Source organism: Phenylobacterium conjunctum (assembly GCF_042679085.1).
GTDB lineage: Bacteria > Pseudomonadota > Alphaproteobacteria > Caulobacterales > Caulobacteraceae > Phenylobacterium > Phenylobacterium conjunctum.
In genome coordinates this window covers 24305-49999 of the sequence record NZ_JBHTLQ010000021.1, presented here as the reverse complement: position 1 = coordinate 49999, position 25695 = coordinate 24305, and the positions used below count along the sequence as shown (strand labels likewise).

Here is a 25695-nt window from a genome sequence, read left to right as displayed (position 1 = left end):
AGACTGAGCCACCGGGTTTGCGGCAGGCTGCGCCCAAACCCTGACCGTCTGGGCACAATCGTACGCGCCGCCGCGCGTGACGCTTGTCGCGGCCTGCGCCGACGGTCCTGTTGGGTCCTGACACCCGCCAGGACCCGCCCATGCCGAACCCCGACCGCCGCCTGTTCCTGAAATCCGCCGCGGCCTGCGGGCCAGGGCTGTTGGCGGCGGCCGCGCCCGGCCTGACCTGGGCCGCGCCCGCGCTGGCGGCGGGATCCATCTCCGCGGACGACCTGCCGGCGCAATTCGACGTCATGCCCGGCGTCCACAACCTGGAGGCCGGCTATTGGAGCATGATGCCTCGCGTCGTCGCCGAGGCGTTTGCGCGCAACACCACTCTGGTGAACAGCGCCAACGCCGTGTGGGCCCGCAATGTCCTGCCCGGCGGCGAGGGCTGGACCACCGAGGCCGCGCGAGCCCAGGCGGCCGTCGCGCGCCAGGTCGGGGCCTCGCCCGCCGAGATCGCGATCGCCCGCAGCGGGGCGGACGCCCTGCAAATGCTGATCGTCAACTACAGGCCTCTGAAGGCTGGAGACGCGGTGATCTGCTGCGATCTGGACTATGACGCCATGCTCGCGGCCATGCAGTGGCTGGGGACCCATCGCGGCGCCAGGGTGGTGAAGTTCGCCATGCCCGAGCCCGCCACCACCGCCAACATCCTGGCGGCCTATGAAGCGGTGCTGAAGGCCACGCCGGAGGCCAAGCTGCTCCTGGTCACGCAGGTGTCCAACCGTACGGGGCTGGTCACACCGGTTCGAGAGATCGTCGCCATGGCCCGGGCGCGCGGGGTCGACACGGTGGTGGACGCCGCCCACGGAGTAGCCTGCATCGACTTCCAGATCCCCGACCTGGGCGCCGATTTCGTCGGCTGGTCGGTGCACAAGTGGACCTCAGCGCCCCTGGGCACGGGCGCCCTGTACATCCGCAAGGGGCGGCTGGCCGATATCGATATCGCCTATGAGAACCACAACCAGCCCGCCGATGACATCAACACCCGGGTGGCGCCGGGGACCGTCAATTTCGCGGCGGTGATGACCATCCCAACCGCCGTGGACTTTCACTTCGCCGTAGGCGCCGCGGCCAAGGAGGCCAGGATGCGGAAGCTGCGGAACCGATGGGTCAACGCCGTCGCCGATCTCCCCAATGTCGAGATCTGCGTGCCAGACGATCCGGCCCGCTACTGCGCCGTGACCAGTTTCCGCCTGAAGGGCATGGCCACGGACGCCGACGCCCAGAAGGTGCAGCGCCGGCTGTTCGAGGCGCACAAGGTCCATACGGTCTGGCGCGCCGGCATCTCCCGAGGCCCCGCGATCCGGGTCTCGCCTGGCCTGTTCACCACAGAACAGGATGTGGACGCCCTGGTGGCGGCCCTGCGGGCCGAGCACGCCATGCTGCTCTAGGTCGCCGGGTCCGCCTCGTCGTCCTCCTCCGGGGCGGCGAAGACGCCGCTTTCCTCGTTGATCAGCAGCTGTTGCAGGACCGCGCGGCGGTCGGGGTCCGACTCTTTTTCAAGCAGCTGGCGGTAACGGGCGATGTTCGCCTCGTGCGCGTAACGATGGGGCATGGCCTCGTCCTAGGCTCTGCTCTGGAACACTAAGCTTGGCAGAGTCTCACAGCCTGGCGGTGAGGTCGAGCGCTACCTGGGAGGGCATTTGGCCCCGGAAGGCCTGGGCCGGGGGCGGCGGCGCGGGCTAGGTTGGGGACCAATGGAGGGGCTCATGCGATTCATCGACCGGGACGAGGTGGCCCAGCGCCTGACCTATGAGGTCTGCATCCCGGCGGTGCGCGAGGCGATGATCGCCTTTTCGGCCGGGGAGACCCGCCAGCTGCTGCGGTCGATCATCCCCATGGCGGACGGGCGGATGTTCGGGGTGATGCCGGGGGCGCTCGGCGAGCGGGCGATGTTCGGCGCCAAGCTGATCAGCGTGTTTCCGGAGAACTTCGCCAAGGGCGTCCAGTCGCACCAGGGGGTGATCGTGCTGTTCGACGCCGAGAGCGGCGCGCCGGTCTGTGTGCTTCATGCCGGCGAGGTCACCGCGATCCGCACCGCCGCCGCCAGCGCCGCGGCGACCGACGTCCTGGCCCGCCCGGACGCCAGCCGCCTGGCCCTGCTGGGCTATGGCGAGCAGGCCCGCACCCACTTGAGGGCGATCTCGCGCGTGCGCCGGCTGCAGGCGGTCACGGTCTGGGGCCGCGATCCTGGCCGGGCCGAGACCTTTGCGCGGGAGATGGCGGCCGAGACCGGCCTGGCGGTGGCCGCCGCGCCGGACGCACCCGCCGCCGTCGCCGAGGCCGACATCATCTGCACGCTCACCGCGGCCCGCGAGCCGATCCTGATGGGCGCCTGGGTCGCCCCCGGAACCCACCTGAACCTGGTGGGCTCGAGCTACGCCGGGCCGGTGGAGGTCGATTCCGAGCTGGTGGTCCGCGCCCGCTTCATCGCCGACAGCCGCGAGGGCGTGCTGGCCCAGGGCGCCGAGTTCCTGTCCGCCAAGGCCGCGGGCCTGATCAGTGACGCCCATCTGGTGGGGGAGATCGGCCAGGTGTTCTCAGGCGCGCTGACCGGCCGCCAGTCGCGCGACCAGGTCACGGTCTACAAGTCGCTGGGCCATGTGGTGCAGGACCTGGCCGCCGCGCGGCTGCTCTACGACGCCGCCTGACGCGAACAGCGTTCGACGAACGCGCGTTGGTTGCACAAAGAATACACCCAACTTGAGGGCGACAGTACGCCGCGTCGCCAAGCGTCTCAAAAGCCCGCACCTTGCAACCTGCGAGACAGGTCCGCCCACCAGTTCGGGCGCGTAAGGAGGCTTCGTGGCGCGCATCGGCTACGTTCGAGACACGGATGGCGGCCCGCCGATCAAGGCGCAGCTCGCCGCGCTGCGGGCCAATGGCTGCGGCAAGATCTTCTTTGAGGCCCGCAAGGGCGGGCGGCGCGAACTCGGCAACATTCTCGACTGCGCCGCAGAAGGCGACGTGCTGGTGGTGGCCAGCCTGGATCGGGTGGCGGGCTCCCTGAGCGAGCTGGCCGGGGTGCTGGCCCGCTTCCAGGACCGCAAGGTGGCCCTGGTGGCCCTGGGCGAGGCCGGGCTCGACACCTCCGGGGCCCAGGGCGAGGCGGTGCTTCAGGCGGTGCGCAGCCTGGCGGCTTTCGAGCAGGCGTCCAAGCGGGAACGCAAAGCCGAGGTGGTGGCGCGGACCAAGCGCGCCGGCGCCTATCGCGGCCGGCCGGCGACCATTCCGGTGGAGGCGGTGCGCACCCTCAAGGCCCAGGGCAAGGGCGCCACCGAGATCGCCCGCGAGCTGAACATCGGCCGGGCCAGCGTCTATCGGCTGCTGGCCGGGAGCGACCGGGTCTCGGGCTAAACCGGGGTCACCCAACCCAGCCCGACCCCACGCACCGCCGGCATGGCGTCCAGGCGCCGGCCGATCTGGCCCGCGGCGTCCGGTTCAAGCTCAACCTCGATGCGCAGGTCCTGGCGGCCCTCTCCCGGGGTGAGCCCCAGGCCGACGATGCGGGCGCCCATCAGGGCGAAGGGACCCAGCACCCGCAGGAGGACGTCCGGCCCCTGGTCGGTCTCGACCAGGAAGACATGGCGACGGGACGGCTGGACGTTGGCGGGCCAGGTCATTTGAGCCCCACATGATGCTCGACGCGGACGCCCTGGACGCCGAGGCCAGAGGCCAGGCGGTCGGCGAGCCGGTCGGCCTGCGGGTCGTTCAGGCCCTTGAGCCGCACGACGCCCTCGACGATCTGGCCCACCGGGCGCAGGGACAGGCCGCAAAGTTCGGCCCCGGACATCCACAGGCCGTCCTCGATGGCCCGCAGGGCGGCGCGGGCGTGGCGGGCGGCGACGAGGAAGACGTGCAGGCGGTCGGCGTGGCTGGGCTCTGCGGCCAGGTCTGAAACGGCGGTCATGGTGGTCGGATCCTTTGGTGGAGTGGGGAAGCACCGGACGCGCGCAATAAAAAACCCCGCGTCCGGGAGGGAGCGGGGCGGCTGATCTTGCGATCGTCTGGCTTGTGGCGTCCTAAGACGCGCGCGTTCGCCGCCGGCCCCTGGGCTGGGTGGTGATAATCATCATGGCGAACATGGGTTTGCTGGCGGCGCGCGCGACCATGGCCAGCCCGGAGAGGGCGGCGCAGAAGAGGACGGCGATGTCGAGGGCCTGGGCCATGTCGACTGAAGCTCCGTTAGCCTTTTCATAGATAGACCATTTCCGGCCGCGCGCAAGCGGGCCGCAAAGGCCGGCCGTGGGCTTGTTGTCCGACCGCGGCGTGGGCATGGTCTGCGCCCAGTGGCGGACGTCGGCGTCCGGTGAGTTGGAGACCGAGCACCTTGGGTCAGAGCCTGAGTATCTACAGCCCCTCCGGCCAGGTGGGCCTGCCCGAGAACCCCTTCGGCCAGCGGATCGCCAATCTCCAGCTCTACCAGGCCCTGGCGCGGCACGCGGACTTCACGCGCCTGGACTTCCTGACCGTGCGCGAGATCACCCCCGAGGGCCTGGCCGAGAGCCTGTTCCCCGGCGAGACGCCGCCGGTCGAGCTGGGGGCCGGGCCGATCCTGAACCTGCAGCCCGCGATCCAGGCCGGCGCCCTGCTGCGCGGCAGCCTGACCCTGTCGGACCTGGCCTGGCAGCGACGCCGGCAGGCGGGGGACCGGGCCTATAGTCTGATCGGCCTGATCCACACCCTGGCGCCGCCGGCCATCCGCCAGGACCTGGTGTCGAACCTGGCCGCGCCGACCCAGGACTGGGACGCGATCATCTGCACCTCGCCGGTGGTGCGCGACGCCACCCAGGCCCTGTTCGACTCCTGGCATGACCATCTGGCCGACCGGATGGGGGCGACCAAGCGGCCGCAGCCGCGCCTGCCGCTCATTCCGCTGGGAGTGGACGGCCCGGCCATGGCCGCCCTGGCCGACCGCCCGCAGGTCCGCCGCAGCCGCCGCGAGGCCCTGGGCCTGGAACCGGACGATGTGCTGGTCCTGTGGGTCGGGCGGTTGTCCTTCTTCGAGAAGGCCTTCCCGCAGCCGATGTTCCGCGCCGTGGAGGAGGCCGCCGCCCGCACCGGCCGCAAGGTGGTGTTCGCCATGTCCGGCTGGTTCCCCGGCGGGGACCGGGACCGCGAATTCTATGTCTCCGCCGCCAAGGCCTATGCGCCATCGGTGCGGCTGGAGCTGCTGAACGGCAATGACCGCGAACTGCTGGGCGAGCTCTGGGCCGCCTCGGACATCTTCATCTCCCTGGTCGACAACATCCAGGAGACCTTCGGAATCACGCCGATCGAGGCCATGGCCGCCGGCCTGCCCGTGGTCGTGTCCGACTGGGACGGCTATCGCTACACGGTGCGCGACGGGATGGAGGGCTTCCTGATCCCGACGCTCGGCGGGCCGCCAAGGGTGATGGGCGAACACATGACCGCGCGCCACCTGGTCCAGTTCGACACCTACCAGAACTATGTGGGGGCCATCGCCCAGCACACAGCGGTGCATGTGGGCCGCGCCGCCGAGGCCCTGGCCGCCCTGATCGACAATCCGGATCTGCGCCGCCGCATGGGCGAGGCGGGCCGCGCCCGGGTGGCGTCGTTCTGCGACTGGCCGGTGGTGGCGCGCCAGATCCGCGGCCTGATCGACGAGCTGGCGGCGGTCCGCGCCGCAAGCCCCGGCCCGGCGCCCCTGCCCGTCACCGACCCGGTGAGCGGCGATCCCTTCACCGACTTCGACGCCTTCCCCACCCACGTCCTGCGCCTGAACGCCAGGCTGAGCGTCCGACCGGGGATCGGCGAGGCGGACCTGGCCCGCGCGGGCGAGCTCATCCTGGACAAGGCGTTCGGCGCCTGGCGGGCAGGGCCGGAGGAGCACGCGGAGATCCTGCGCCGGCTGACCGCCGAAGGGCCGCTGTCGGTCCGCGACATCCTGGTCGGCTTCCCCGGACCGAAGCGGCGCAATGTGCATATGAGCCTGGCCTGGATGGCCAAGCTCGGCATGCTGGACTGGCTTAGCTGATCAGTCGGGCGCGCAGGGTCTCGGCCGCGGCGGCGTCCAGGCCGAGGTCCGCCAGATAGGCGTCCAGCGAGCCGCGAGCCTCGACGATGGCCTGCAGGGCGCGCTCCAGATAGGCCGCCTCCACGCCCAGGAAGGCGTGGACCGCGACGTCCGACGGCCGCTTGCCCAGCATCTTCTCCAGGTTCTCGGCGACGGTTGGGGCGCGGGCCTCGAGCCGGGCCGCCTGGTTGGTCAGGAGGTAATCGGCGATGATGTCGTCATGGGCCACGCCCAGCACATGGTGGGTCAGGGCCGCCAGCAGGCCGGTCCGGTCCTTGCCGGCGGTGCAGTGGATCAGCACCGGCCCATCGACGGTGACCAGGGCCTCGAAATAGCGCCGGAACAGCTCCAGGTGCCGGGGCTCGAAGGGGGCGTGGGCGTAGTAGTCCATGAAGAAGGCGGTGACGCTGTCCGGCGTCAGGTCAGTCTCGCGCAGGAAGGCGACGTGGGGCGCCTCGGCCCGGTCGCCCAGGTCGCACTCGATCACCTGGCCGGCGAAGCCCGGCGGGCGCGGGGTGGGCTCGGCGTCCCGCTCCATCGGGCGGCGCAGGTCCACGACGGCGGCCAGGCCCAGGCCGCCGATGACCGCCAGGTCCTCTGACGTCGCCTTGCCGTGGTGGGCGGAGCGATAGAGGCGTCCCGCCGCCACGCGCCCGCCGCGGCCGGCGTAGTCGCCATAGTCCCGGAAGTTCTCGACCCCCGTCAGGGGCAGGATCCGCGCCGTCATCTCAAGTCCTCCGCACGCCGGCTAAGTGGCACGGGGATGTGACAGTCCCGGAACAGTTTGTCAGGCGCCCGCTGCGGAAGGCGGCCAGGATCATCGGCGGGGTCAGCCGGCCACCGGCTCGGGCAGCGATGGTTCGGACCGCAGTTGCAGGACCCCGACCCGCACCAGCTCCTCAAGCAGCCAGACCAGGTTCTCCGCCGCCTGGGCCACCGCGGCCTTGAACTTGGGCTGCATCAGCACCTCGGTGGGGACGACCAGCCCGCCCTTGACGGCGATACAATAGCCGGCGGCCTCCAGTTGGCGCACATGACGGCGCACGGTCTCGGCGGGAATGCCGAGCTCGCGGGACAGGGCCAGGGCGGAGATCGGATGGCGCTCGCTGTTCGGCGGCGGGTCTTCGGCGGTGGCGTAGAGGGGTTCGTGCGCCGCGGTGATGTGGCGGACGTTGGCGACATTGATCGACAGGAAGATCAGTCCGGCCAGCAGCTCGCCGTCGCAGAGGCCGCGCAGGATGCCGGTGGCGCGCAGGGTGAAGTCGGTGCTGACCCGGCCCAGTTGACGCAGGCGCGCCTCGCCCACGGCCAGGCAGTAGCGGCGCACCAGGCCTACCTCGTGCCGGTCGAGCGCGGAGAACAGGGCGCGCAGGTGCTCCGCGTTGCGCTTCAGGCCCGAGGCGTTGCCGGGCCGCAGGAACACCCGCCGCGGCACGATCACCCCACCCGGCGCCAGGGCGCAGAAGCGGGCGCTGACCAGTTCGCGAATCTTGCGGCGGGCGGTTTCCTTGGGCACGCCCAGGGCCACGGCCACGGCGCCGGCGGAGACCGGCCGGCGCAGGTTGTCCGGCGGCGGATTATCCAGCTCGGTCCAGCCGGCGGGAGAGCCTTCGTCGATGTGGCGCACATTGGCCTGGGTGACCGCCAGGAAGATCACGCCCTTGATCACGTCGCCGTCGAACGCCTGCCGGACCTGGCCCAGGAACCAGAGCAGGTATTCGCTGCTGAGCCTCGAGACCAATCTCGGCTTCATCTTGACGTGCTGGCCCCCCATCCCTGGTTGTGGCGACAGTGGAGAGATTCACGCGCGCCGCAACCCTACCCCAGATCTGGGGGTACTCGAAATGGGGAGTTTTTCAAGCGCTGAATAGTTGCGCCTAGTAGACCAGGCCCATGCCGGCGATGGCCGCGGCGGCGGTCAGGAACAGGACGATGGCGACGATTTCGTAGCGCTTGAACAGGGGGCCGTTGGGCGATCGCATCTTGGTTCTCGTTTCCCGGACTTGTCCCGAAGCGGGACCGTGGGAAGCTCGGCCGCAAATCGCGGGCCGCGCGCGGAGGCGGGGCTTAGGGTCGCTGGGCGAGCTTGCCCGGCCAGGTCAGGAAGCCGTCGCGGTCGCGGCCGGCCGCCGGCGTCGGGCCGCAGGGGCACGGGCCACGCGGCGGGCCGCCCTGGGCGTAGCCGCTTTGGACGTAGCCACCCTGGACATAGCCGCCTTGGGCGTAGCCGTTCTCGACATAGGCGCCTTGGGCGTGGCCGCCCTGAACGTAGCCGTAGGACTCCTGGCGTTCCGAATAGCGTTCGGTCCGGGTCTCCTGCGCGTCGACGCGAGCGTAGGCGTGGGTCTCCGGCACATAGACCTGGCCGTCATAGGCCGGCGCCGGGGCCGGGCCGCCGGCATAGGTCAAGGTCTGGCGCCGCACCTGAACCTGGGCCTGGCTGTGGGCGCGAACCACGTGGCGACGCTGGACCGGGGCGGTGGGCGCCTCGGCCTCCATCACCGGCTCGGCGGGGATCTTGGCCGCCGGGACCGCCGCGGGCGCGGCGGCGGTCGTGGTGGGACAGGCGGACTTGGCCGGGGTGGCGCATTGGCAGCAGTCGCCCGATTTCGGCGGCAGAACCGCGATGCGGGGCAGCTGATCGCAGCCGCTGAGGACCAGGGCGGTCAGGGCGGCGGTAAGGATGAGGCTGAGGCGCATGGCCCCTCCGGCGGCTCGGAACTGAATGACCGCCGGACGATGAGGATCGTTACACGTTAACGCTGTGAGTTTCACCCTGGGCGCGAAGGAAGGCTTCGACCAGGGGCGCATAAAGCGAAAACCCCTTGTAGGCGCGAAAAGGCTCGGGGGCCTCGCGCCAGGCCTGGGCGAAAGCCGCCAGGCTCTCCGGCGTCTCGGCGACCCGCTCCAGGGGATCGAGCCAGATGCGGATGGTGAAGAGGGCGCCGCCGGTGTCCGGCAACCGCCGCAGGGTCTGGCGCTCGACGCGGGTATAGAGGGCCTGGCCGGCGGTCTGCGGCGTGATCTCGCCCACCCTGGCGCGCACGGGGGCCGAGAAGGGCGTGAAGCTGTCGCCGGAATTGACCACGGTCCAGTTGCGCCGCTCCAGGATCAGGTCAGGCCGCAGGCCCTCGAAGATGCGCTCCACCCGGGCCAGGAAACGCTCGGCGAAGCCGTTCACCGGGCCGTGCAGCTCAGCCAGGCTTTTGCCCAGCACCTCCGGGGCGGTGAAGAAGGTCGGCGCGCAGAGGCTCAACGCGGTCAGGCGCCAGGCGCCGTCGCGCTTTTCCATCAGGATCAGGTCGTCGGCGACCTGGCGGGCGGCGGCCAGAAGCGGCGGGTCGTCCCTGTCGGTGACCGGCCTCCAGTCCCGCCCGAGCGCCTCGGCCACCAGGCCGGCGGCCTCGGCCTGGCCGGGGCGCGAGCCGTCGGTCTCTCCCCAGACCAGGTCGCCATGGGCGGCCAGCAGGGCGTCCTTGCGGGCGGACGGATCGGCCTCGCCGCCCTCCAGCCAGGCCTCGGGCGTGATGGGCCTCAGGCCGATGGAGAAGTCGCGGGCCTCCGCCCAGGGGGTGTGGCGCGGGCTCACCGCCGGCGCGCCCCACGCACCAGCAGATAGACCAGCAGGGCCGCGCCGATGCCGACGCTGTCGGCCAGCAGGTCGCGGATATCGGCGTCCCGGCCGATGGGCAGCAGGCCCTGCAGGATCTCCACCAGGGCGCCGAAGGCCAGGGCGAACCCGGCGATGGCGCGGGGCCTGCGCGGCGACAGGACGAGGCCCAGGCCGGTCAGCACCATCCAGGCCACGGCGTGCTCGGCCTTGTCCCACAGGTTCACAGAGGGCAGGTCTTCCGACGGCGCGAGGGTCAGCGCCAGAAGGACGGCGGCGGCCCCGGCATAGAGGGCGAGGCGAAGCGGGCGAGGCAGGCTGGCGAGCGACATCGGGCCAACTCTCTTGCACGTCGGGGTTCGCCTAACTAGCGTCGCGCCGCATTTTTCAAGTGAACGCGGGATCGGACGGCACGATGGCTCTGGAAGCGGTGATCTGGGATTTCGGCGGGGTGTTCACCTCCTCGCCCTTCGAGGCCTTCAACCGGTACGAGGCCGAGCGCGGCCTGCCCAAGGACCTGATCCGGCGGGTGAACGCCACCAATCCCGACACCAACGCCTGGGCCCTGTTCGAGCGGAACGAGATCGGGGCCGGCGCCTTCGACACCCTGTTCCTGGAAGAATCCACCGCGCTCGGCCATCCGGTGCGCGGCGCCGACGTCCTGCCGCTGCTGTCAGGCCGGCTGCGGCCGCCGATGGTCGAGGCGCTGAAGGCCTGCAAGGCCCGCTACAAGGTCGGCTGCATCACCAACAACGTGGTCTCCGAGCACAGCCCGGGCCAGGACGCTGGCCAGCGCATGGCCGGCGCCATGGGCCAGGTCATGCCGCTGTTCGACGCCATCATCGAAAGCTCCAAGGCCGGCGTGCGCAAGCCCGACCCGAAGATCTACCAGATGATGTGCGAGCTCTTGGGGGTCGCCCCGGAGAATTGCGTCTACCTCGACGACCTCGGCATCAACTGCAAGCCGGCCTCTCAGCTGGGCATGAAGGCGATCAAGGTGGTCTCGGTCACCCAGACCCTGCGCGAACTGGGCGACATCACCGGCATGACCTTCGATCCCGGCGACGAGCCGTGAGCCGGCCGGCCCGCCAGCCCATTGAGGCCGTCCTCGCCCAGCTGCCGCACTGGCGGCGGGCCGAGGGCGCGCGGGAGGCGATCTTCCGGGCCTATCGGTTCGCGGACTTCAACGCCGCCTTCGGGTTCATGGCGCGCTGCGCGCTCAAGGCTGAGCAGCTGGACCACCATCCGGAGTGGTTCAATGTCTACAACCGGGTCGAGGTCACCCTGACCACCCACGACGCCGACGGCGTGACCGAGCTGGACCTGACCCTGGCCCGGTTCATGGATGAGGCGGCGGGGGCTAGTTCCCGCTAACACGCCGTCATGGCCGGCCTCGCCGAGCCTAGTTCATCAGCACCGAGCCCATCAGGAGCTTGGCGCCCTTCTGGCCCAGGGTGACATCGGTCTGGCGCTGGAGTTCGCGGGACAGGTAGTCGACGCTGGGGGGCGGGCCCTGGGGCATGCCGGCGGCGTAGATCTGCACCGTCTGGATGAAGGCGGCGCGCAGACGCGGCAGGACCAGGGTGGTCCGTTCCCGCAGCGCCTTGTCGGGGATGTCCAGGCCCAGGTCGATGCTGAGCACGCCGCGCCGGCCGTCCGGCTTCAGCACCGTCGCGGTCAGGGTCGAGATGGCGATGTAAGTGGTCCCGCCGGACTTCTTGTCGCCCTCGGCCTCGGTCTTCTTGCCGCTGGCCAGGGCGGCTTGAGGCTGAAGGCCGACCAGGAGGACGCCCGCGAGCCGGGCGGCGGCGGCGAGAATGCGGCGGCGGTTCATGCGCGACAGGACGCCACATCATGGTTAGCGGTCTCTTTACGCGCGGGCGCGGACAGTGCGGCGAAGATTCGCATCCGCCCGAAAGAGACCGCCGTGCATCGCTTCGCCAACAACCTCCCTGATCTCGACGGCAAGGTGATCCTGGTCACGGGCGGCACCGGCTCGTTCGGCCGGCGGTTCATCGAGACCGTCCTGTCCCGGTTCAAGCCGCGCAAGTTGATCGTCTTCTCGCGCGACGAGCTGAAGCAGCACGAGATGCAGATCGACCTGACCGAGAAGTTCGGCCCCGAGGCGATGTCCGCCATGCGCTTCTTCCTGGGCGATGTGCGGGACCGCGAGCGCCTGACCCTGGCCTTCCGGGGGGTGGATATCGTGATCCACGCCGCGGCCCTGAAGCAGGTGCCGGCGGCGGAGTACAATCCGTCCGAATGCATCCACACCAATGTGCTGGGCGCCGAGAACGTGGTCTGGGCCTGCCTGACCAACCGGGTGAAGCAGGTGGTGGCCCTGTCCACCGACAAGGCCTGCAACCCCGCCAACCTGTACGGCGCGACCAAGCTGGCCTCCGACAAGACCTTCGTGGCCGCCAACAACCTGTCCGGCGACATCGGCGCCCGGTTCGCCGTGGTCCGCTATGGCAATGTGGTGGGCTCGCGCGGCTCTGTCGCGCCCCTGTTCCAGCGGCTGCTGGCCCAGGGCGTCAAGGAGCTGCCGATCACCGACCCGCGCATGACGCGGTTCTGGATCACCCTGAACCAGGGGGTCGATTTCGTGCTGTCCTCGCTCAGCCTTATGCGCGGCGGCGAGATCTTCGTGCCCAAGATCCCCTCCATGAAGATGACCGACCTGGCCGAGGCCCTGGCGCCCGGCCTGCCCATCAAGGTGATCGGCATCCGGCCCGGCGAGAAGCTGCACGAGATGATGATCTCGGTGGACGACGCCCGCACCACGGTGGACCTTGGCGACCGCTACGCCATTGAGCCGGCCTTCGTGGAATACGCCCGCAAGTCCTTCGCCTTCGACCACGCCATGGCGCCGGACGGCTTCTCCTACGCCTCGGACTCCAATGACGAGTGGCTGAGCGGACAGGGTCTGCTGGACCTGCTGGCCGAGACGCCGCCGCGTAGGCGAGCCGGGGACTGAACCCATGCTGCCCTATGGCCGCCAGACCATCGAGGATGACGACATCGCGGCGGTCGCCGAGGCCCTGCGTGCGGATTTCCTGACCACCGGCCCGACGGTCCAGGCGTTTGAAGACGCCTTCGCCGCCAAGGTGGGCGCGGGCCATGCGGTGGCCTGTTCCAACGGCACGGCGGCCCTGCACCTGGCCATGCTGGCCCTGGACGTGAAGCCGGGCGAGGTCTGCATCGCCCCGGCCGTCACCTTCCTGGCGACCGCCAACTGCGCCCGCTATGTCGGCGCCGACGTGATCTTCGCCGACGTCGATCCCGACACCGGCCTGATGACGCCGGACACCTTGGCGCAGGCCCTGGGCAAGGTGGGCGACCGGCGGCTGCGCGCGGTGTTGCCGGTGCACCTGCGCGGCGACGTGGCCGAACTGCCGGCCTTGGCGGCCTTGGCGGCAGAGCATGGCGCGGTGCTGGTGGAGGACGCCCCCCACGCCCTGGGCTCGGAGGCGGTGTTCGGCAATGTCCGAAACCAGGTGGGCGACGGCCGGCATTCGGCCATGGCCACCTTCTCGTTCCATCCGGTGAAGACCATCGCCACCGGCGAAGGGGGCATGGTCACGACCAATGACGCGGGCCTGGCCGAACGCCTGCGCTCCCTGCGGACCCACGGCATGGTCCGGCCGCAGGGGTGCGAGCCCTGGTGGTACGAGATGCCGGAGCCGGGCTTCAACTATCGCCTGCCGGACATCCTGTGCGCGCTCGGCCTGTCGCAGCTGAAGAAGCTCGACCGGTTCGCGGCCCGCCGGCGGGCGCTGGCGGCGCTCTATGAAGCCGCGCTCGCGCCCCTGGCGCCCAGTTTGCGGATCGCAGCCCGCCCCGACTGGAGCGACCCGGCCCTGCACCTGATGGTCGCCCTGATCGACTTCAAGGGCCTGGGCAAGACCCGGCTGGAGGTGGTCGAGGCCTTGAAGGCGCGCGGGGTGGGAACCCAGGTCCACTACATCCCGGTCAACCGCCAGCCCTACTATGTGGGCCTCTATGGCGATCAGCCTCTGCCGGGGGCGGACGCCTGGTACGCCCGCTGTCTGTCCCTGCCGCTCTATCCGGGGATGACGGATGAGGATGTGGCGTTGGTGGCTGGCGCGTTGAAGGACGTGCTGGGGCTATAGGGGCCGGTCAATCAGGCTGAGTGGAATCCGGCTAGATGGGTTCCTTCTCCCCTTGTGGGAGAAGGTGTCGGGCGAGCAGCCCGACGGATGAGGGGTCGCACGCCCCTTTCCGCAATTGCCGGAAATTGCCTTCCCGGAGAGGTTTGAGAGACCCCTCATCCGACCCTGCTCCGCAGGGCCACCTTCTCCCACAAGGGGAGAAGGACACCTCACGCCGTTCGTGGGTCCGGGCTCTAAGCCGCCTTGATCTGGGCCATCAGGTCGCGGATCTGACCCATGCGTTCGGGGACGTTGGCCAGGTCGTTGCGGGTCTCGTCCAGGCGGATCAGCTTCAGGGCCTCGACCCGCGCCCGGTCGGCGGCGGGGCCCAGGGGGGCGATCTGGCCGGCGGCCATGCGCAGCAGCACCAGGAGCCGCAGGGCCGGCGAGGTCTGGGCCTTGGCGATCACCGCCACCACTTTTGAATCGGCTTCGACCATGCCGCCCACGTCGCCGAGCTTGGCCTGGAGGGGGCCGTAGTCCTCCACCGCCAGGCCGGAGCGGGCGACGGCCTGCTGCAGGCCGGCCAGGGCCTCCAGCTTCAGGCCAGGCGCGTCGGGGCCGTTGCGGAATTCCTTTTCGAACTTCATGCCGGCCACGGCGCCGGCCAGGTAGCGGCCGGCCTGGCGCTTGTTGGCGGCGCCGATGACGTTCTCCACCAGCCAGACCAGGGACTGGACCTCGTCGCGGGCCGAGCGGTCGCGGGACAGGTAGCCCTCCACGAAGTCGGCGGTGAGCAGCGAGCGCGAGCGGGTGACGAAGGCGGCCTGGACATCGTCCAGCGGCACCAGGCTGTCGGCGGCGGCGGTGAGCGCCATGGCCAGCGCCCGCATCACCTCGATCTCGGCCACCGGATCATTGGGCTTCAACCGCCGGGGGCCGGTCAGGTCACGCAGCACCCGCTTGGCGATGGCGACGCGCACCGCCTGGAAGTCCTCGGTGGCCAGCCACTTGGCCAGGCGTTCGGTGGCCTCGGTCTGGGGCGGCATGATCTTGGCCACCATGGGCTCGATCTTCATCAGCGCCTCGACCGCGCCGGCCGCCGCCAGCCGGCTCATGGCCGCCAGGCGCACGCCCAGGTCCAGGTCCTTGCCGATCAGGTCGTCCAGCCCGGCGCGGGAGCCCAGGATCTCGGCCAGGGGCTGTTCGATCACCGACAGCGCCAGCCCCCGGGGCGGGCCGAAGGTCGGGGCGGCGTCGGCCAGGTCGAGCAGGCGCAGCACCTTTTCCGACCAGTTGCGGCCGGGCGCGATGGAGGCGGCGACGCCGGCGCCCAGCAGGTAGGTGCGCTCCGGCTCCTTGCTGACCCGCTCGGCGGCCTTGGCGAAGCCTTCCTTGTCGACGTCGGGCAGGTTCCCTTTGCGGGCGTCCTTCAGGATCCGCTCGATGGCCCGCTCGGTCAGGGCCTGGAAGGTGCGCATCAGCTCGTGCACGGACTTGCCGCGGGCCTGGGCCTCGGGGATGGCGATCTTCTGGATAGCGTGCTGCAGGTCGGTGCCTGAGCTCTCCAGCTCCTCCACCAGGTCCGGGCGGTGCAGAAGCTCGAAGGGGGTGGCGCTGCGGCGGTCCAGCCAGTTGTCCAGCAGCCGTCCGATCCGCTCGCGGGCATGGGCGGTGTAGAGGTCCTGGGGGGTGAAGCAGAGCGGCTCGTTGTCCCGTTCCGGCTGGGCCTTCTTGGCGGGTTCAGCGGCGCCCAGGGTCAGGATGGAGACGGAGCGGAACTCGCGGGTCTCGGGGTCCAGGGTCTCCTTGTTGACCCGCACCGCCACGACCTTGCCGGCCTTCATCATCTCTTCGGCGGACTTCACCGCCAGGCCGCGATCCTCGGTGGCCATGTCGAGGGTCCAGGCGCCGCCCACCGCCTTGCGGATGAAGAGCTCGTAGTGAATTTGCGCGCCGGCCATGCCCGTCCCCCGTGGTCGAACAAGGGTCTCCCAACAAGCTTAAGGTGAGATTTATCGCCGCAGCCTAGGGATCAGACGCAGGCCGTTTTCGTTTCAGCCTTATAGAGCTCGGCCACACTCGCCCCATTGAGGCCATTGTGCGGTACGATTAGCTTGCGAACACCTCCACCGTTCGCAACAGCGAAGGACACGACCCCAAGACATGGCCAAGATCACCCTGGTGGACGACGACGAAAACATCGTCACGTCGGTCAGCCTCGCCCTCGAAAGCCACGGCCACACGGTGAAGGCCTATTATGACGGCGCCGCCGGGCTGGCCGCCCTGGAGAACGACCCGCCGGACCTGGCGATCCTGGACGTGAAGATGCCGCGCATGGACGGCATGGAAGTCCTGCGCCGCCTGCGCCGGACCTCCGACCTGCCGGTGATCATCCTGACCTCGAAGGACGAGGAGATCGACGAGATCCTCGGCTTCAACCTCGGCGCCGACGACTACATGCACAAGCCCTTCAGCCAGCGCCTGCTGCTGGAGCGGGTGAAGGCGGTGCTGCGCCGGGCCGGCGCGGACGACGAGGAAGCCCAGGCTCCGGCCGCGGCGGACGCCGCCGCGCGGGCCCTGAAGCGCGGCAAGCTGACCCTGGATCCGGCGCGTCACGACTGCCTGTGGGACGGCAAGCCGGTGAAGCTGACGGTCACCGAGTTCCTGCTGCTGCAGTCCCTGGCCCAGCGGCCCGGCTTCGTGAAGAGCCGCGACAACCTGATGGACGCGGCCTACGACGATCAGGTCTATGTCGATGACCGCACCATCGACAGCCACATCAAGCGCATGCGCAAGAAGTTCCGCGAAGTGGATCAAGAGTTCGACGCGATCGAAACCCTCTATGGCGTCGGATACCGCTACCGCGAAGCCTGACCGGGGTCCCGGTCCAGGCTGGCTCAGGTGGTTGCCGAACTCACGCATCGGCCGCCTGATCCTGGTGCTCAACATGCTGGGCCTGGCGATCCTGATCGTCGGCGCCCTGGTGCTGAACGAGCTGCGCCGCGGCCTCGTGAACGCGCGCATCGACAGCCTGGCCACCCAGGGCGAGCTGATCGCCACCATCATCGACCAGACCGCCACGGTGGGCGAACCCACCCCCGCGCTTGACGCCGGCTATGCGAGCCAGGTGCTGCAGCTGTTGTCCAACCCGCGCACCCAGCGGGCCAGGCTGTTCGACGCCCACGGCAAGCTGATCGCCGATTCGTACTGGGTCGCCGACCGGGTGGAGTGGAAGGTGCTGCCGCCGGCCCGGGCGCGGGACGGCGACGGCGGCGTCAATCTGCAGCTCCAGGCGCCGGCGGCGCCTCCGGGGCCGCCGAACCGGGCCAAGGAGGCGCTGGCGCGGGAAGTCCGCGAGGCCCTGAACGGCCAGCATCGGGCCGGCATGCGCCTGGGCGACGACGGCGAGCAGGTGGTCTCGGTCTCCCTGCCGATCCAGCATGTCCAGGCGGTGCTGGGGGTGCTGACCCTGGAGGCCGGCGACGTGGACCAGGTGATCGCCCGCCAGCGGGCGGCCATGCTGCCTTTCATCCTGTTGTCGATCGCCGTGACCCTGGCCTCGTCCCTGTTGCTGAACAACCTGATCGCCCATCCGGTGCGCCGCCTGGCCCGCGCCGCCGACCGGGTGCGCCTGTCGCGGGCCCGCGCCATCTCCCTGCCCGACATCGCCGGGCGCCAGGACGAGCTGGGCGACCTGACCCGCTCGCTCGAGGCCATGACCGGGGCGCTGTCGGAGCGGATGGACGCCATCGAGCGGTTCGCCGCCGACGTGGCCCACGAGATCAAGAACCCGCTAACCTCCATGCGCTCGGCGGTGGAGACCCTGGACATCGTCACCGACCCTGCGGCCCGCGAACGGCTGCTTCGGATCCTGAAACTGGACGTCCAGCGCCTGGACCGGCTGGTCACCGATATCTCCAACGCCTCGCGCCTGGACGCCGAGCTGTCGCGGGAGGACCCGCGGGCCTTCGATCTGGGCCGGCTGATGGGCGAGATCGTCCAGCTCTATGACGCCCAGGCCCGGCCCGGCGAGGTCGGCGTGCGCTTCACACCGGCGCAGACCCTGGAGCCGATCCTGGTCTCCGGCCGAGAAGGCCCCATCGGCCAGGTGTTCCGAAACCTGATCGACAACGCCCGCTCCTTCAGTCCCGAGGGCGGCGAGGTCCGGGTGACCCTGGAGCGCCAGCGCGGCGAGGCCTTGGCCGTGGTCGAGGACGACGGGCCAGGCGTGCCGCCGGACAATCTGGAGACCGTGTTCGAGCGCTTCTACACCTCGCGGCCCAAGGGCGCGGCCTTCGGCGGCAATTCCGGCCTGGGCCTGTCCATCGCCCGCCAGATCGTCCAGGCCCATGGCGGGACGATCCGGGCCGAAAACCGGGTGGACGCGGCCGGCGCCGTGCAGGGCGCACGGTTCATCGTCGTCCTGCCGGAGGCCCGGCGGTGATCCTGCACGCCGGGCTCATCGCCCTTTGGAGCCCCGCCGGCTGGCGCGGGGTGCTGATCGAAGGCCCGTCCGGCAGCGGCAAGAGCGACCTGGCGCTGCGGGCCCTGGGCCAGGGCTTCCGGCTGGTGGCGGACGACCGGGTGGTGATCTGGGAAAGCGGGGGCGCGCTCTATGGCCGCGCGCCGGACACCCTGGCCGGGCGCATGGAGGTCCGGGGCCTGGACGTGGTGACCCAGCCCGCCCTCGCATTTTGCCGCATTGCCCTGGCGGCGCGTCCGGGCGTACCGGATCGCATCCCGGCGCCCGCCCGGGTGGAGCATTTAGGGTTGAGCTTACCCTTGGTCATTCTCCCGCTGCTTGAAGCTTCCGCGCCCGGCAAGCTCGCGCGCGCATTGCAGCATCTTGGAGGCGGCGCGGAAGGAGCGTATCAAGGCGCCTGCGCGGCCGGACGCCGCCGCGTGCGGGCTGGGGATTCCCGTTGAGAAGGTTCAAATGATCGGCCTCGTGATCGTCACGCACGGGCGCCTGGCCGAGGAGTTCGTCTTCGCCATGGAGCATGTGGTCGGCCCGCAAAGCGCGGTCGCCGCCATCTGCATCGGGCCGGACGACGACATGGAACGGCGTCGCAAGGACATCCTGGACGCCTGTGGGCGGGTGGACGTCGGCGCCGGCGTGATCCTACTCACCGACATGTTCGGCGGCACGCCCTCCAACCTCGCCATCTCGGTGATGGAACAGACCAAGGCCGAGGTCATCGCCGGCCTGAACCTGCCGATGCTGATCAAGCTGGCCAGCGTCCGCGCCAAGCTGCCGCTCGAGGATTGCGTGGCCCACGCACAGGAGGCTGGACGCAAGTACATTTCCGTGGCGTCCTACGTCCTGGCGGGGGAAAAGTGACGTCGACAAGAAGCGTTGAAATCATCAACAAGCGCGGCCTGCACGCCCGAGCGTCGGCCAAGTTCGTCAAGCTGGCCTCGTCCTTCGACGCCGAGGTCAAGGTCTCCAAGGACGGGCAGACCGTGGACGCGCGCTCGATCATGGGCCTGATGATGCTGGCCGCCGGCCCCGGCTGCTGCATCGAGGTCGAAGCCGAAGGCCCCGAAGCCACCCCAGCCCTCGACGCCCTGATCGCCCTGGTCTCCGACAAGTTCGGCGAGGACGAGTAGGGCCCGGGACTGTCATCCCGGTTTTCGCGTCAGCGAAAGACCGGGACCCATAGACACCGAAATCTCCGGAAGGCCCAGCGCATCTGGGTCCCGGACAAGCGCTGCGCGCTTTCCGGGATGACACCCTGTGGGATCAAACCTTCAACCTGTAGCCGGTGCGGAAGATCCAGGTGATGGCGGCGAGGCAGGCGAGCATGAAGACGAAGGTCATGCCGAGGCTCAGGCCCACGCCGACGTCGGAGATTCCGTAGAAGCTCCAGCGGAAGCCGGAGACCAGGTAGACCACCGGGTTGAACAGGGTGATCTGGCGCCACAGCGGCGGCAGCATGTCGATGGAATAGAAGCTGCCGCCCAGGAAGGTCAGGGGCGTGACGATCATCATCGGCACGATCTGCATCTTCTCCCAGCCGTCGGCCCAGACCCCGATGATGAAGCCGAACAGACAGAAGGTGACCGAGGTCAGCACCAGGAAGCCGATCATCCAGAACGGGTGGACGATCTCGAAGGGCACGAAGACCCGGGCCGTGGCCAGGATGATGACCCCCAGGATCACCGATTTCGAGGCGGCCGCGCCCACATAGCCGATCACCGTCTCCAGCGGGGAGACGGGGGCCGACAGCAGCTCATAGATCGTTCCCGACCACTTGGGCATGTAGATGCCGAAGCTGGCGTTGGAGATGCTTTCGGTCAGCACCGACAGCATGATCAGACCCGGCACGATGAAGGCGCCGTAGGAGACCCCGTCGATCTGGGCCATGCGGCCGCCGATGGCCGACCCGAACACCACGAAATAGAGCGAGGTCGAGATCACTGGCGAGGCGATGGACTGGATGATCGTGCGCCAGGTGCGCTCCATCTCGAAGCGGTAGATGGACTGGATGGCGTAGAGGTTCATGCGCGCTCGCTCACCAGGCTGACGAAGATCTCCTCAAGCGAGCTCTCGGAGGTGTTGAGGTCGGTGAAGTCCACGCCCGCCGCCGACAGCCGGCGCAGCAGGGCGGCGATCCCGGTCTCTTCGGCCTGCGCATCGAAGGTGTAGGTGAGCGTGCGGCCATCGGCCGAGAGCTCTAGCGGCGCATCGGCCAGGTCGGTTGGAATGGCGGTCAGAGGCGTCTGCAGGGTGAGCGTCAGCTGCTTCTTGCCCAGCTTGCGCATCAGCACGTCCTTGTCCTCCACCAGGATGATCTCGCCCTTGCGGATCACCCCGATGCGGTCGGCCATCTCTTCGGCCTCTTCGATATAGTGGGTGGTCAGGATGATGGTGACGCCGCTCTCGCGCAGGGCCCGCACCATCTCCCACATGTCGCGGCGCAGCTCGACGTCGACGCCGGCGGTGGGCTCATCCAGGAACAGGATGCGCGGCTCGTGCGACAGGGCCTTGGCGATCATCACCCGGCGCTTCATGCCGCCGGAGAGCGCCATGATCTTCTCGTCCTTCTTGTCCCACAGGGACAGGTCGCGGAGCACCTTCTCCAGATAGGCCGGGTTCGGCGGCTTGCCGAACAGGCCGCGCGAGAAGCGCACTGTCGCCCAGACGGTCTCGAAGGCGTCGGTGGACAGTTCCTGCGGCACCAGGCCGATCGCCTGGCGGGCGGCGCGGTAGTCTTTCAGGATGTCGTGGCCGTCGGCGGTGACGCTTCCGGTGCTCGGATTGACGATGCCGCAGATGATGCTGATCAGCGTCGTCTTGCCCGCGCCGTTGGGGCCCAGCAGGGCGAAGATCTCGCCCTTGCGGATCTCCAGGTCCACGGTCTTGAGGGCCTGGAAGCCCCCGGCATAGGTCTTGGACAGACCTTGAACGGAAATGATGGATGTCACGCGGCCCCTCCGGTGAATGCCAGATAGGGCGTTGGGGGGGATTGGGCTAGGCCGCACCCTCAACCCTGCTGTCATCCCGGTTTTCGCGTCAGCGAAAGACCGGGACCCATAGACACAGGTTTGTCCTGAAAAATCAGGGTGTATGGGTCCCGGATAAGCCGCTGGCGCGGCTTTCCGGGATGACACCCTTGTTGACGTTTGGCCTCAGGCCATCGTCATCGGCCGCAGGCCCAGCTCCTTGCGCAGCACCGCGTCCTTGTCCTGGTCGGGGTTGTTGGTGGTCAGCAGGCGGCCGCCGATGAAGATCGAGTTCACCCCGGCCAGGAAGCACAGGGCCTGGAGCTCATTGGACATGTGCTCGCGGCCAGCGGCCAGGCGCACCACGCTCTTGGGGCAGACGATGCGGGCGACGGCGACCATGCGCACGAACTCCAGCCCGTCGACAGGCTCGGAAGTCCCGAGCGGCGTGCCGGGGATCGGCATCAGGTCGTTGATCGGCAGGCTTTCCGGGTGGGTCGGCAGGGTGGCCAGGGCATGCAGCAGGCCGGCCCGGTCCCGCCGGGTCTCGCCCATGCCGACAATGCCGCCGCAGCAGGTCTTCATGCCGACGCTGCGCACCGCCTCCAGGGTGTCCAGCCGGTCCTGGTAGGTCCGGGTGGTGACCACCTTGTCGTAATAGTCCGGCCCGGTGTCGAGGTTGTGGTTGTAGTAGTCGAGGCCCGCGTCCTTCAGCGCCTGGGCCTGATCGCGGGTCATCATGCCCAGCGTCGCGCAGGTCTCCAGGCCCAGCGCCTTCACCCCGCGGATCATCTCGGCGACCTTGGGCGTGTCGCGATCCTTCAGGTCGCGCCAGGCCGCGCCCATGCAGAAGCGCTGGGCGCCGCCGGCCTTGGCGTCGCGGGCCGCGGCGATCACGGCCTCAGCGTCCATCAGCTTGGAGGCGGTGGTGGCGGTCTTGAAGTGCTGGGACTGGCTGCAATAGCCGCAGTTTTCCGGGCAGCCGCCGGTCTTCACCGACAGGAGCTGGGACAGTTGGACTTCCGACGGGTCGAAGTTCGCGCGGTGCACCTCCGCGGCCCGGAACACCAGGTCCATGAAGGGCGTTTCGAACAGGGCCTCGACCTCTTCGAGGGTCCAGTCGTGACGGGGCGCAGGCGAAGCCGGGGCGGAGAGGTTCAGGACGGGGGCGTTCATAACCTATTCCTCAATTTGGGTCGGTCCGCTTACACCGGTCGCGCTGCGGCAGGCAAACCTTGGATTGATCTGGCTCATGCGTTACGCCCCGCGCGGTGCTATGGACGAGCCCGTCGCCAGACGCAGAGGAGGCGCCCCTGTCTGGTCCAAGATCTTCCGGTCCCGAGCGCGAGATCGAGCTGAAGTTCCTCTGCGAACCCCGCGATCTGGACGCCCTGCTGGCCGCCGCCCCGGAGGGCGAGACCGAGCTCAAGGCGCTGCGAGCCACCTATTTCGACACCCCCGACGGCCGGCTGAAGGCGCGGCGCATCTCGCTGCGGGTCCGCGAGAGCGGCGGCAAGCACGTCCAGACCCTGAAGCGCGGCGACGGCTTTGGACGCGAAGAGTACGAGCAGCGGGTCGAAGCCCTGGACCTCGACATGCCGGCCCTGAAGAAGGCCCTGACCGGGCCGCGCCGCCGCGCCCTGGCGCCGGCCTTCACCGTGGCGGTGGAGCGCCGCCAGCGGGTGGTGACCTATCATGGCGCGGCGGTGGAGATCGCCGCCGACCTCGGGACCATCCAGGCCGGCGATGCGCGCCGGGAGATCAGCGAGCTGGAGCTGGAGCTAAAGGCGGGGTCGCCGCGCGCCCTGTTCGACCTGGCCCGCGAGCTGTCGAAGACCGCGCCGCTCTACCTGTCCTATGAGGGCAAGGCCGCCCAGGGCCAGGCCCTGGGGGACGGCGCGCTGCTGGCGCCGCGGCGGCTGGAGAAGATCGCCCTGGACGCGGACCTGAGCGCGGCCGAGGCCTTCCAGGTCATCGCGCGGGCCAGCCTGTCGGCCATCGCCGCCAACGCCGCCCTGGTGCGCGAGACCTCGGACGAGGCGGCCCTGCATCAGCTTCGGGTGGCGGTGCGCCGCCTGCGCAGCGCCATCGCCGCCTGCGCCGACCTGGTGGGCGACGCCGAGGCTCCCGGCATCCGCGCCGGGCTGAAATGGCTGGCCGGAACCTGCGGCGAGGCCCGCGACCTGGATGTCTTCATCGCCAGCCTGGAGGGCGCGCCGGAGGCGGCCTTACTGGCCGAGCCCCTGGCCCAGGCCCGGGCGCACGCCTACGCCAAGGCCTGCGCGGCCCTGTCCTCGGGCCGGTTCCGCGACCTGGTGATCGAGGCCGCGGCCTGGATCGAGACCGGGGCCTGGGTGGCCGGACCGGGCAAGGCGCCCGCCCAGCGACGGGCCGAGCCGGCCCGGGCCTTCGCCGCCCGCGCGCTCGCCCAACGCTGGAAGGCCTGGAAGCGGCTGGCCGGGGATTTCGAGACCCTGGACGTCGCCGGCCGTCACCGCCTGCGCCTCAAGGCCAAGGGGCTGCGCTATGCGGCCGAGGCCTTCGCCAGCCTGTTCCCGGCCAGGCCCGCCGCCCGGCTGGTGACCCGGGTCAAGGCCCTTCAGGACGAGCTGGGCGCCCTCAATGACGCCGTCGTGGCCAAGGCCCTGCTCGATGGGCTGCGGCTCGACCTCGCCCAGCGGGAGGCGGCCACGAGCCTGGTCGCCGCGCGGGCCAGAACCGGCAAGCGGGGCCTGAAGCGGGCCCGCAAGGCCGCCGCACGTGTGGCCGAGAGCGAGAAATTCTGGCGCTGAGCGACGGCTTCGCCCCGCGCGAGTGCATATAAAGAATTCCTTATATGTAAGTTGATACCCTGCGCGGTGACCGCTATAGAGCGGAAAAGCCTCTTTTCGCCCGCAAGGACCGACATGACCGACTACGTCGTCAAAGACATCTCCCTCGCCGACTTCGGCCGCAAGGAGATCGCCATCGCCGAGACCGAGATGCCCGGCCTGATGGCCGTGCGCGCCGAGTTCGGCAAGGCCCAGCCGCTGAAGGGCGCCCGCATCGCCGGCTCCCTGCACATGACCATCCAGACCGCCGTGCTGATCCAGACCCTGGAAGCCCTGGGCGCGGACGTCCGCTGGGCCTCGTGCAACATCTTCTCGACCCAGGACCACGCCGCCGCGGCCATCGCCGCCAACGGCACCCCGGTGTTCGCCACCAAGGGCGAGACGCTGCTGGAGTACTGGGACTACGCCCACCGGATCTTCGAATGGTCCGACGGCGGCTATCCGAACCTGATCCTCGACGACGGCGGCGACGCGACCCTGCTCTGCGTCCTCGGCCCCAAGGCCGAGAAGGACATCTCGATCCTGGCCAACCCGCAGAACGAGGAAGAAGAAGCGCTGTTCACGGTGATGAAGCGCTACATCAAGGAAAAGCCGGGCTTCTATTCGGCCATCCGCGACGCCATCAAGGGCGTGTCGGAAGAGACCACCACGGGCGTCCACCGCCTGTACCAGATGGCCGAGCGCGGCGAACTGCCGTTCCCGGCGATCAACGTCAATGACAGCGTCACCAAGTCCAAGTTCGACAACCTGTATGGCTGCCGCGAGAGCCTGGTGGACGCCATCCGCCGCGGCACCGACGTGATGCTGTCGGGCAAGGTCGCCGTGGTCCTGGGCTATGGCGACGTCGGCAAGGGCTCGGCCCAGTCCCTGCGCAATGGCGGCGCCCGCGTCGTGGTCACCGAGATCGACCCGATCTGCGCCCTGCAGGCGGCCATGGAAGGTTTTGAGGTCCAGACCATGGACGACGTGGCCGACAAGGCGGACATCTTCGTCACCGCCACCGGCAACAAGGACGTCCTGACCGTCGAGCACATGCGGCGGATGAAGAACAACGCCATCGTCTGCAACATCGGCCACTTCGATTCTGAAATTCAGATCGCCGGCCTGCGCAACTTCAAGTGGGACGAAATCAAGCCGCAGGTCCACCACGTGGAATTCCCGGACGGCAAGAAGATCATCGTCCTGTCGGAAGGCCGCCTGGTGAACCTGGGCAACGCCACGGGTCATCCCAGCTTTGTGATGAGCGCCAGCTTCACCAACCAGACCCTGGCCCAGATCGAGCTGCACACCAACCGTGACAGCTACAAGACCGACGTCTACACCCTGCCCAAGCACCTGGACGAGAAGGTGGCCCTGCTCCACCTGGAAAAGCTCGGCGCCAAGCTGACCAAGCTGTCCACGGAACAGGCGGACTATATCGGCGTGCCGGTCGAGGGCCCGTTCAAGCCCTCGCACTACCGCTACTAGGATCTACCCCGGCGGTCGGGGCCTGCGCTGTTTCCAGTCCGGCGCGGGCCTCGGCCGCCTCTTCTTTTCGGGTCCGGCCTCATCCTGAGTTCTTCCCGGGCCTGGCCGCCCCAAACCGGGGATGACGGCCAAGACGCCGTC

The 25695-nt window shown here is 69.4% G+C and carries 29 protein-coding genes; 15 read left to right on the top strand and 14 right to left on the bottom strand.

Annotated elements, in window-relative coordinates:
* Nucleotides 1-140 precede the first annotated feature (140 nt).
* Complete coding sequence (locus ACFQ27_RS10965; protein ID WP_377353612.1) at nt 141-1439, top strand: aminotransferase class V-fold PLP-dependent enzyme; 1299 nt, start codon at nt 141-143, stop codon at nt 1437-1439.
* Here ACFQ27_RS10965 and ACFQ27_RS10960 read toward each other — a convergent pair.
* Nucleotides 1436-1603 (bottom strand): hypothetical protein, encoded by a 168-nt coding sequence (locus tag ACFQ27_RS10960; RefSeq protein WP_377353611.1) that lies wholly within the window; start codon nt 1601-1603, stop codon nt 1436-1438. The two genes, ACFQ27_RS10965 and ACFQ27_RS10960, sit on opposite strands and share 4 nt — an antisense overlap.
* A gap of 154 nt (nt 1604-1757) precedes the next feature.
* Between ACFQ27_RS10960 and ACFQ27_RS10955 the strand changes: the two genes are divergently transcribed.
* Nucleotides 1758-2699: an ornithine cyclodeaminase family protein gene (locus ACFQ27_RS10955; protein ID WP_377353610.1), complete on the top strand. Its 942-nt coding sequence runs from the start codon at nt 1758-1760 to the stop codon at nt 2697-2699.
* A gap of 154 nt (nt 2700-2853) precedes the next feature.
* Nucleotides 2854-3405 carry a recombinase family protein gene (locus ACFQ27_RS10950; protein WP_377353609.1) on the top strand — a complete coding sequence of 184 codons (552 nt, stop codon included), beginning with the start codon at nt 2854-2856 and terminating at the stop codon, nt 3403-3405.
* Here ACFQ27_RS10950 and ACFQ27_RS10945 read toward each other — a convergent pair.
* From ACFQ27_RS10945 to ACFQ27_RS10935, 3 genes are all read right to left on the bottom strand, one after another.
* Complete coding sequence (locus tag ACFQ27_RS10945; RefSeq protein ID WP_377353608.1) at nt 3402-3671, bottom strand: hypothetical protein; 270 nt, start codon at nt 3669-3671, stop codon at nt 3402-3404. The two genes, ACFQ27_RS10950 and ACFQ27_RS10945, sit on opposite strands and share 4 nt — an antisense overlap.
* The gene (locus tag ACFQ27_RS10940; RefSeq protein WP_377353607.1) at nt 3668-3958 is read right to left on the bottom strand and encodes a hypothetical protein; all 291 of its coding nucleotides are present in this window, start codon (nt 3956-3958) and stop codon (nt 3668-3670) included. The genes ACFQ27_RS10945 and ACFQ27_RS10940 overlap by 4 nt, the downstream gene beginning before the upstream one ends.
* Before the next feature lie 112 nt (nt 3959-4070).
* Entirely contained in the window at nt 4071-4217 is a 147-nt protein-coding gene (locus ACFQ27_RS10935; protein WP_374344315.1) for a hypothetical protein, read from the bottom strand.
* Nucleotides 4218-4378: 161 nt separating this feature from the next.
* Between ACFQ27_RS10935 and ACFQ27_RS10930 the strand changes: the two genes are divergently transcribed.
* Nucleotides 4379-6046, top strand: coding sequence for a glycosyltransferase family 4 protein (locus ACFQ27_RS10930; RefSeq protein WP_377353606.1), 1668 nt, complete (start codon nt 4379-4381; stop codon nt 6044-6046).
* Here the strand turns inward: ACFQ27_RS10930 and ACFQ27_RS10925 are convergent.
* The 5 genes from ACFQ27_RS10925 to ACFQ27_RS10905 form a co-directional block, all read right to left on the bottom strand.
* Nucleotides 6039-6812, bottom strand: coding sequence for a tyrosine-protein phosphatase (locus tag ACFQ27_RS10925; RefSeq protein WP_374344311.1), 774 nt, complete (start codon nt 6810-6812; stop codon nt 6039-6041). The genes ACFQ27_RS10930 and ACFQ27_RS10925 overlap by 8 nt on opposite strands.
* A gap of 102 nt (nt 6813-6914) precedes the next feature.
* A complete protein-coding gene (locus tag ACFQ27_RS10920) occupies nt 6915-7838 on the bottom strand; it encodes a hypothetical protein (protein ID WP_374344309.1) in 924 nt (307 codons plus the stop codon).
* Between the two features lie 314 nt (nt 7839-8152).
* Nucleotides 8153-8785, bottom strand: coding sequence for a hypothetical protein (locus ACFQ27_RS10915; protein WP_377353605.1), 633 nt, complete (start codon nt 8783-8785; stop codon nt 8153-8155).
* 49 nt (nt 8786-8834) lie between these two features.
* Entirely contained in the window at nt 8835-9674 is an 840-nt protein-coding gene (locus ACFQ27_RS10910; protein WP_377353604.1) for a heme-dependent oxidative N-demethylase subunit alpha family protein, read from the bottom strand.
* Nucleotides 9671-10027 (bottom strand): VanZ family protein, encoded by a 357-nt coding sequence (locus ACFQ27_RS10905; protein WP_374344303.1) that lies wholly within the window; start codon nt 10025-10027, stop codon nt 9671-9673. Before ACFQ27_RS10905 ends, ACFQ27_RS10910 begins: the two co-directional genes overlap by 4 nt.
* 83 nt (nt 10028-10110) lie before the next feature.
* On the opposite strand from ACFQ27_RS10905, the gene ACFQ27_RS10900 reads away from it, so the two are divergent.
* Nucleotides 10111-10770, top strand: coding sequence for an HAD-IA family hydrolase (locus tag ACFQ27_RS10900; RefSeq protein ID WP_374344301.1), 660 nt, complete (start codon nt 10111-10113; stop codon nt 10768-10770).
* Nucleotides 10767-11069, top strand: a complete 303-nt coding sequence (locus ACFQ27_RS10895) for a 4a-hydroxytetrahydrobiopterin dehydratase (protein ID WP_377353603.1) — start codon at nt 10767-10769, stop codon at nt 11067-11069. Before ACFQ27_RS10900 ends, ACFQ27_RS10895 begins: the two co-directional genes overlap by 4 nt.
* A 28-nt stretch (nt 11070-11097) precedes the next feature.
* Here the strand turns inward: ACFQ27_RS10895 and ACFQ27_RS10890 are convergent, their stop codons facing one another.
* Nucleotides 11098-11529, bottom strand: a complete 432-nt coding sequence (locus tag ACFQ27_RS10890) for a hypothetical protein (protein WP_377353602.1) — start codon at nt 11527-11529, stop codon at nt 11098-11100.
* 93 nt (nt 11530-11622) lie between these two features.
* Between ACFQ27_RS10890 and pseB the strand changes: the two genes are divergently transcribed.
* Nucleotides 11623-12672, top strand: coding sequence for a UDP-N-acetylglucosamine 4,6-dehydratase (inverting) (gene pseB / locus ACFQ27_RS10885; protein WP_377353601.1), 1050 nt, complete (start codon nt 11623-11625; stop codon nt 12670-12672).
* A gap of 4 nt (nt 12673-12676) precedes the next feature.
* A complete protein-coding gene (gene pseC / locus ACFQ27_RS10880; protein WP_377353599.1) occupies nt 12677-13828 on the top strand; it encodes a UDP-4-amino-4,6-dideoxy-N-acetyl-beta-L-altrosamine transaminase in 1152 nt (383 codons plus the stop codon).
* Between the two features lie 233 nt (nt 13829-14061).
* Here the strand turns inward: pseC and ACFQ27_RS10875 are convergent, their stop codons facing one another.
* A complete protein-coding gene (locus ACFQ27_RS10875) occupies nt 14062-15771 on the bottom strand; it encodes a hypothetical protein (protein WP_374344291.1) in 1710 nt (569 codons plus the stop codon).
* A 202-nt stretch (nt 15772-15973) separates the two neighbouring features.
* Here ACFQ27_RS10875 and ACFQ27_RS10870 point away from each other — a divergent pair, with 202 nt between their 5' ends.
* The 5 genes from ACFQ27_RS10870 to ACFQ27_RS10850 are packed head-to-tail and all read left to right on the top strand — an operon-like array spanning nt 15974 to nt 19420.
* Nucleotides 15974-16684, top strand: coding sequence for a response regulator transcription factor (locus ACFQ27_RS10870; RefSeq protein WP_374344289.1), 711 nt, complete (start codon nt 15974-15976; stop codon nt 16682-16684).
* Nucleotides 16653-18254: a stimulus-sensing domain-containing protein gene (locus tag ACFQ27_RS10865; RefSeq protein ID WP_377353598.1), complete on the top strand. Its 1602-nt coding sequence runs from the start codon at nt 16653-16655 to the stop codon at nt 18252-18254. Before ACFQ27_RS10870 ends, ACFQ27_RS10865 begins: the two co-directional genes overlap by 32 nt.
* The gene (locus tag ACFQ27_RS10860; protein WP_377353596.1) at nt 18251-18736 is read left to right on the top strand and encodes an HPr kinase/phosphorylase; all 486 of its coding nucleotides are present in this window, start codon (nt 18251-18253) and stop codon (nt 18734-18736) included. Before ACFQ27_RS10865 ends, ACFQ27_RS10860 begins: the two co-directional genes overlap by 4 nt.
* 10 nt (nt 18737-18746) lie before the next feature.
* Nucleotides 18747-19151 (top strand): PTS sugar transporter subunit IIA, encoded by a 405-nt coding sequence (locus ACFQ27_RS10855; RefSeq protein ID WP_377353595.1) that lies wholly within the window; start codon nt 18747-18749, stop codon nt 19149-19151.
* On the top strand, nt 19148-19420 hold the full coding sequence (locus ACFQ27_RS10850) for an HPr family phosphocarrier protein (RefSeq protein ID WP_374344281.1): 273 nt from the start codon (nt 19148-19150) through the stop codon (nt 19418-19420). Before ACFQ27_RS10855 ends, ACFQ27_RS10850 begins: the two co-directional genes overlap by 4 nt.
* A 133-nt stretch (nt 19421-19553) precedes the next feature.
* On the opposite strand, the gene ACFQ27_RS10845 is transcribed toward ACFQ27_RS10850, so the two are convergent.
* The 3 genes from ACFQ27_RS10845 to bioB form a co-directional block, all read right to left on the bottom strand.
* A complete protein-coding gene (locus ACFQ27_RS10845; protein WP_374344279.1) occupies nt 19554-20315 on the bottom strand; it encodes an ABC transporter permease in 762 nt (253 codons plus the stop codon).
* Nucleotides 20312-21256, bottom strand: a complete 945-nt coding sequence (locus ACFQ27_RS10840) for an ABC transporter ATP-binding protein (protein WP_374344560.1) — start codon at nt 21254-21256, stop codon at nt 20312-20314. The genes ACFQ27_RS10845 and ACFQ27_RS10840 overlap by 4 nt, the downstream gene beginning before the upstream one ends.
* Nucleotides 21257-21442: 186 nt before the next feature.
* Nucleotides 21443-22432 carry a biotin synthase BioB gene (gene bioB, locus ACFQ27_RS10835; RefSeq protein ID WP_374344277.1) on the bottom strand — a complete coding sequence of 330 codons (990 nt, stop codon included), beginning with the start codon at nt 22430-22432 and terminating at the stop codon, nt 21443-21445.
* Between the two features lie 95 nt (nt 22433-22527).
* Between bioB and ACFQ27_RS10830 the strand changes: the two genes are divergently transcribed.
* Both ACFQ27_RS10830 and ahcY read left to right on the top strand, forming a co-directional pair.
* Nucleotides 22528-24048 (top strand): CYTH and CHAD domain-containing protein, encoded by a 1521-nt coding sequence (locus tag ACFQ27_RS10830; RefSeq protein ID WP_377353593.1) that lies wholly within the window; start codon nt 22528-22530, stop codon nt 24046-24048.
* 114 nt (nt 24049-24162) lie between these two features.
* Nucleotides 24163-25554 carry an adenosylhomocysteinase gene (gene ahcY / locus ACFQ27_RS10825; protein WP_374344273.1) on the top strand — a complete coding sequence of 464 codons (1392 nt, stop codon included), beginning with the start codon at nt 24163-24165 and terminating at the stop codon, nt 25552-25554.
* Nucleotides 25555-25695 lie beyond the last annotated feature (141 nt).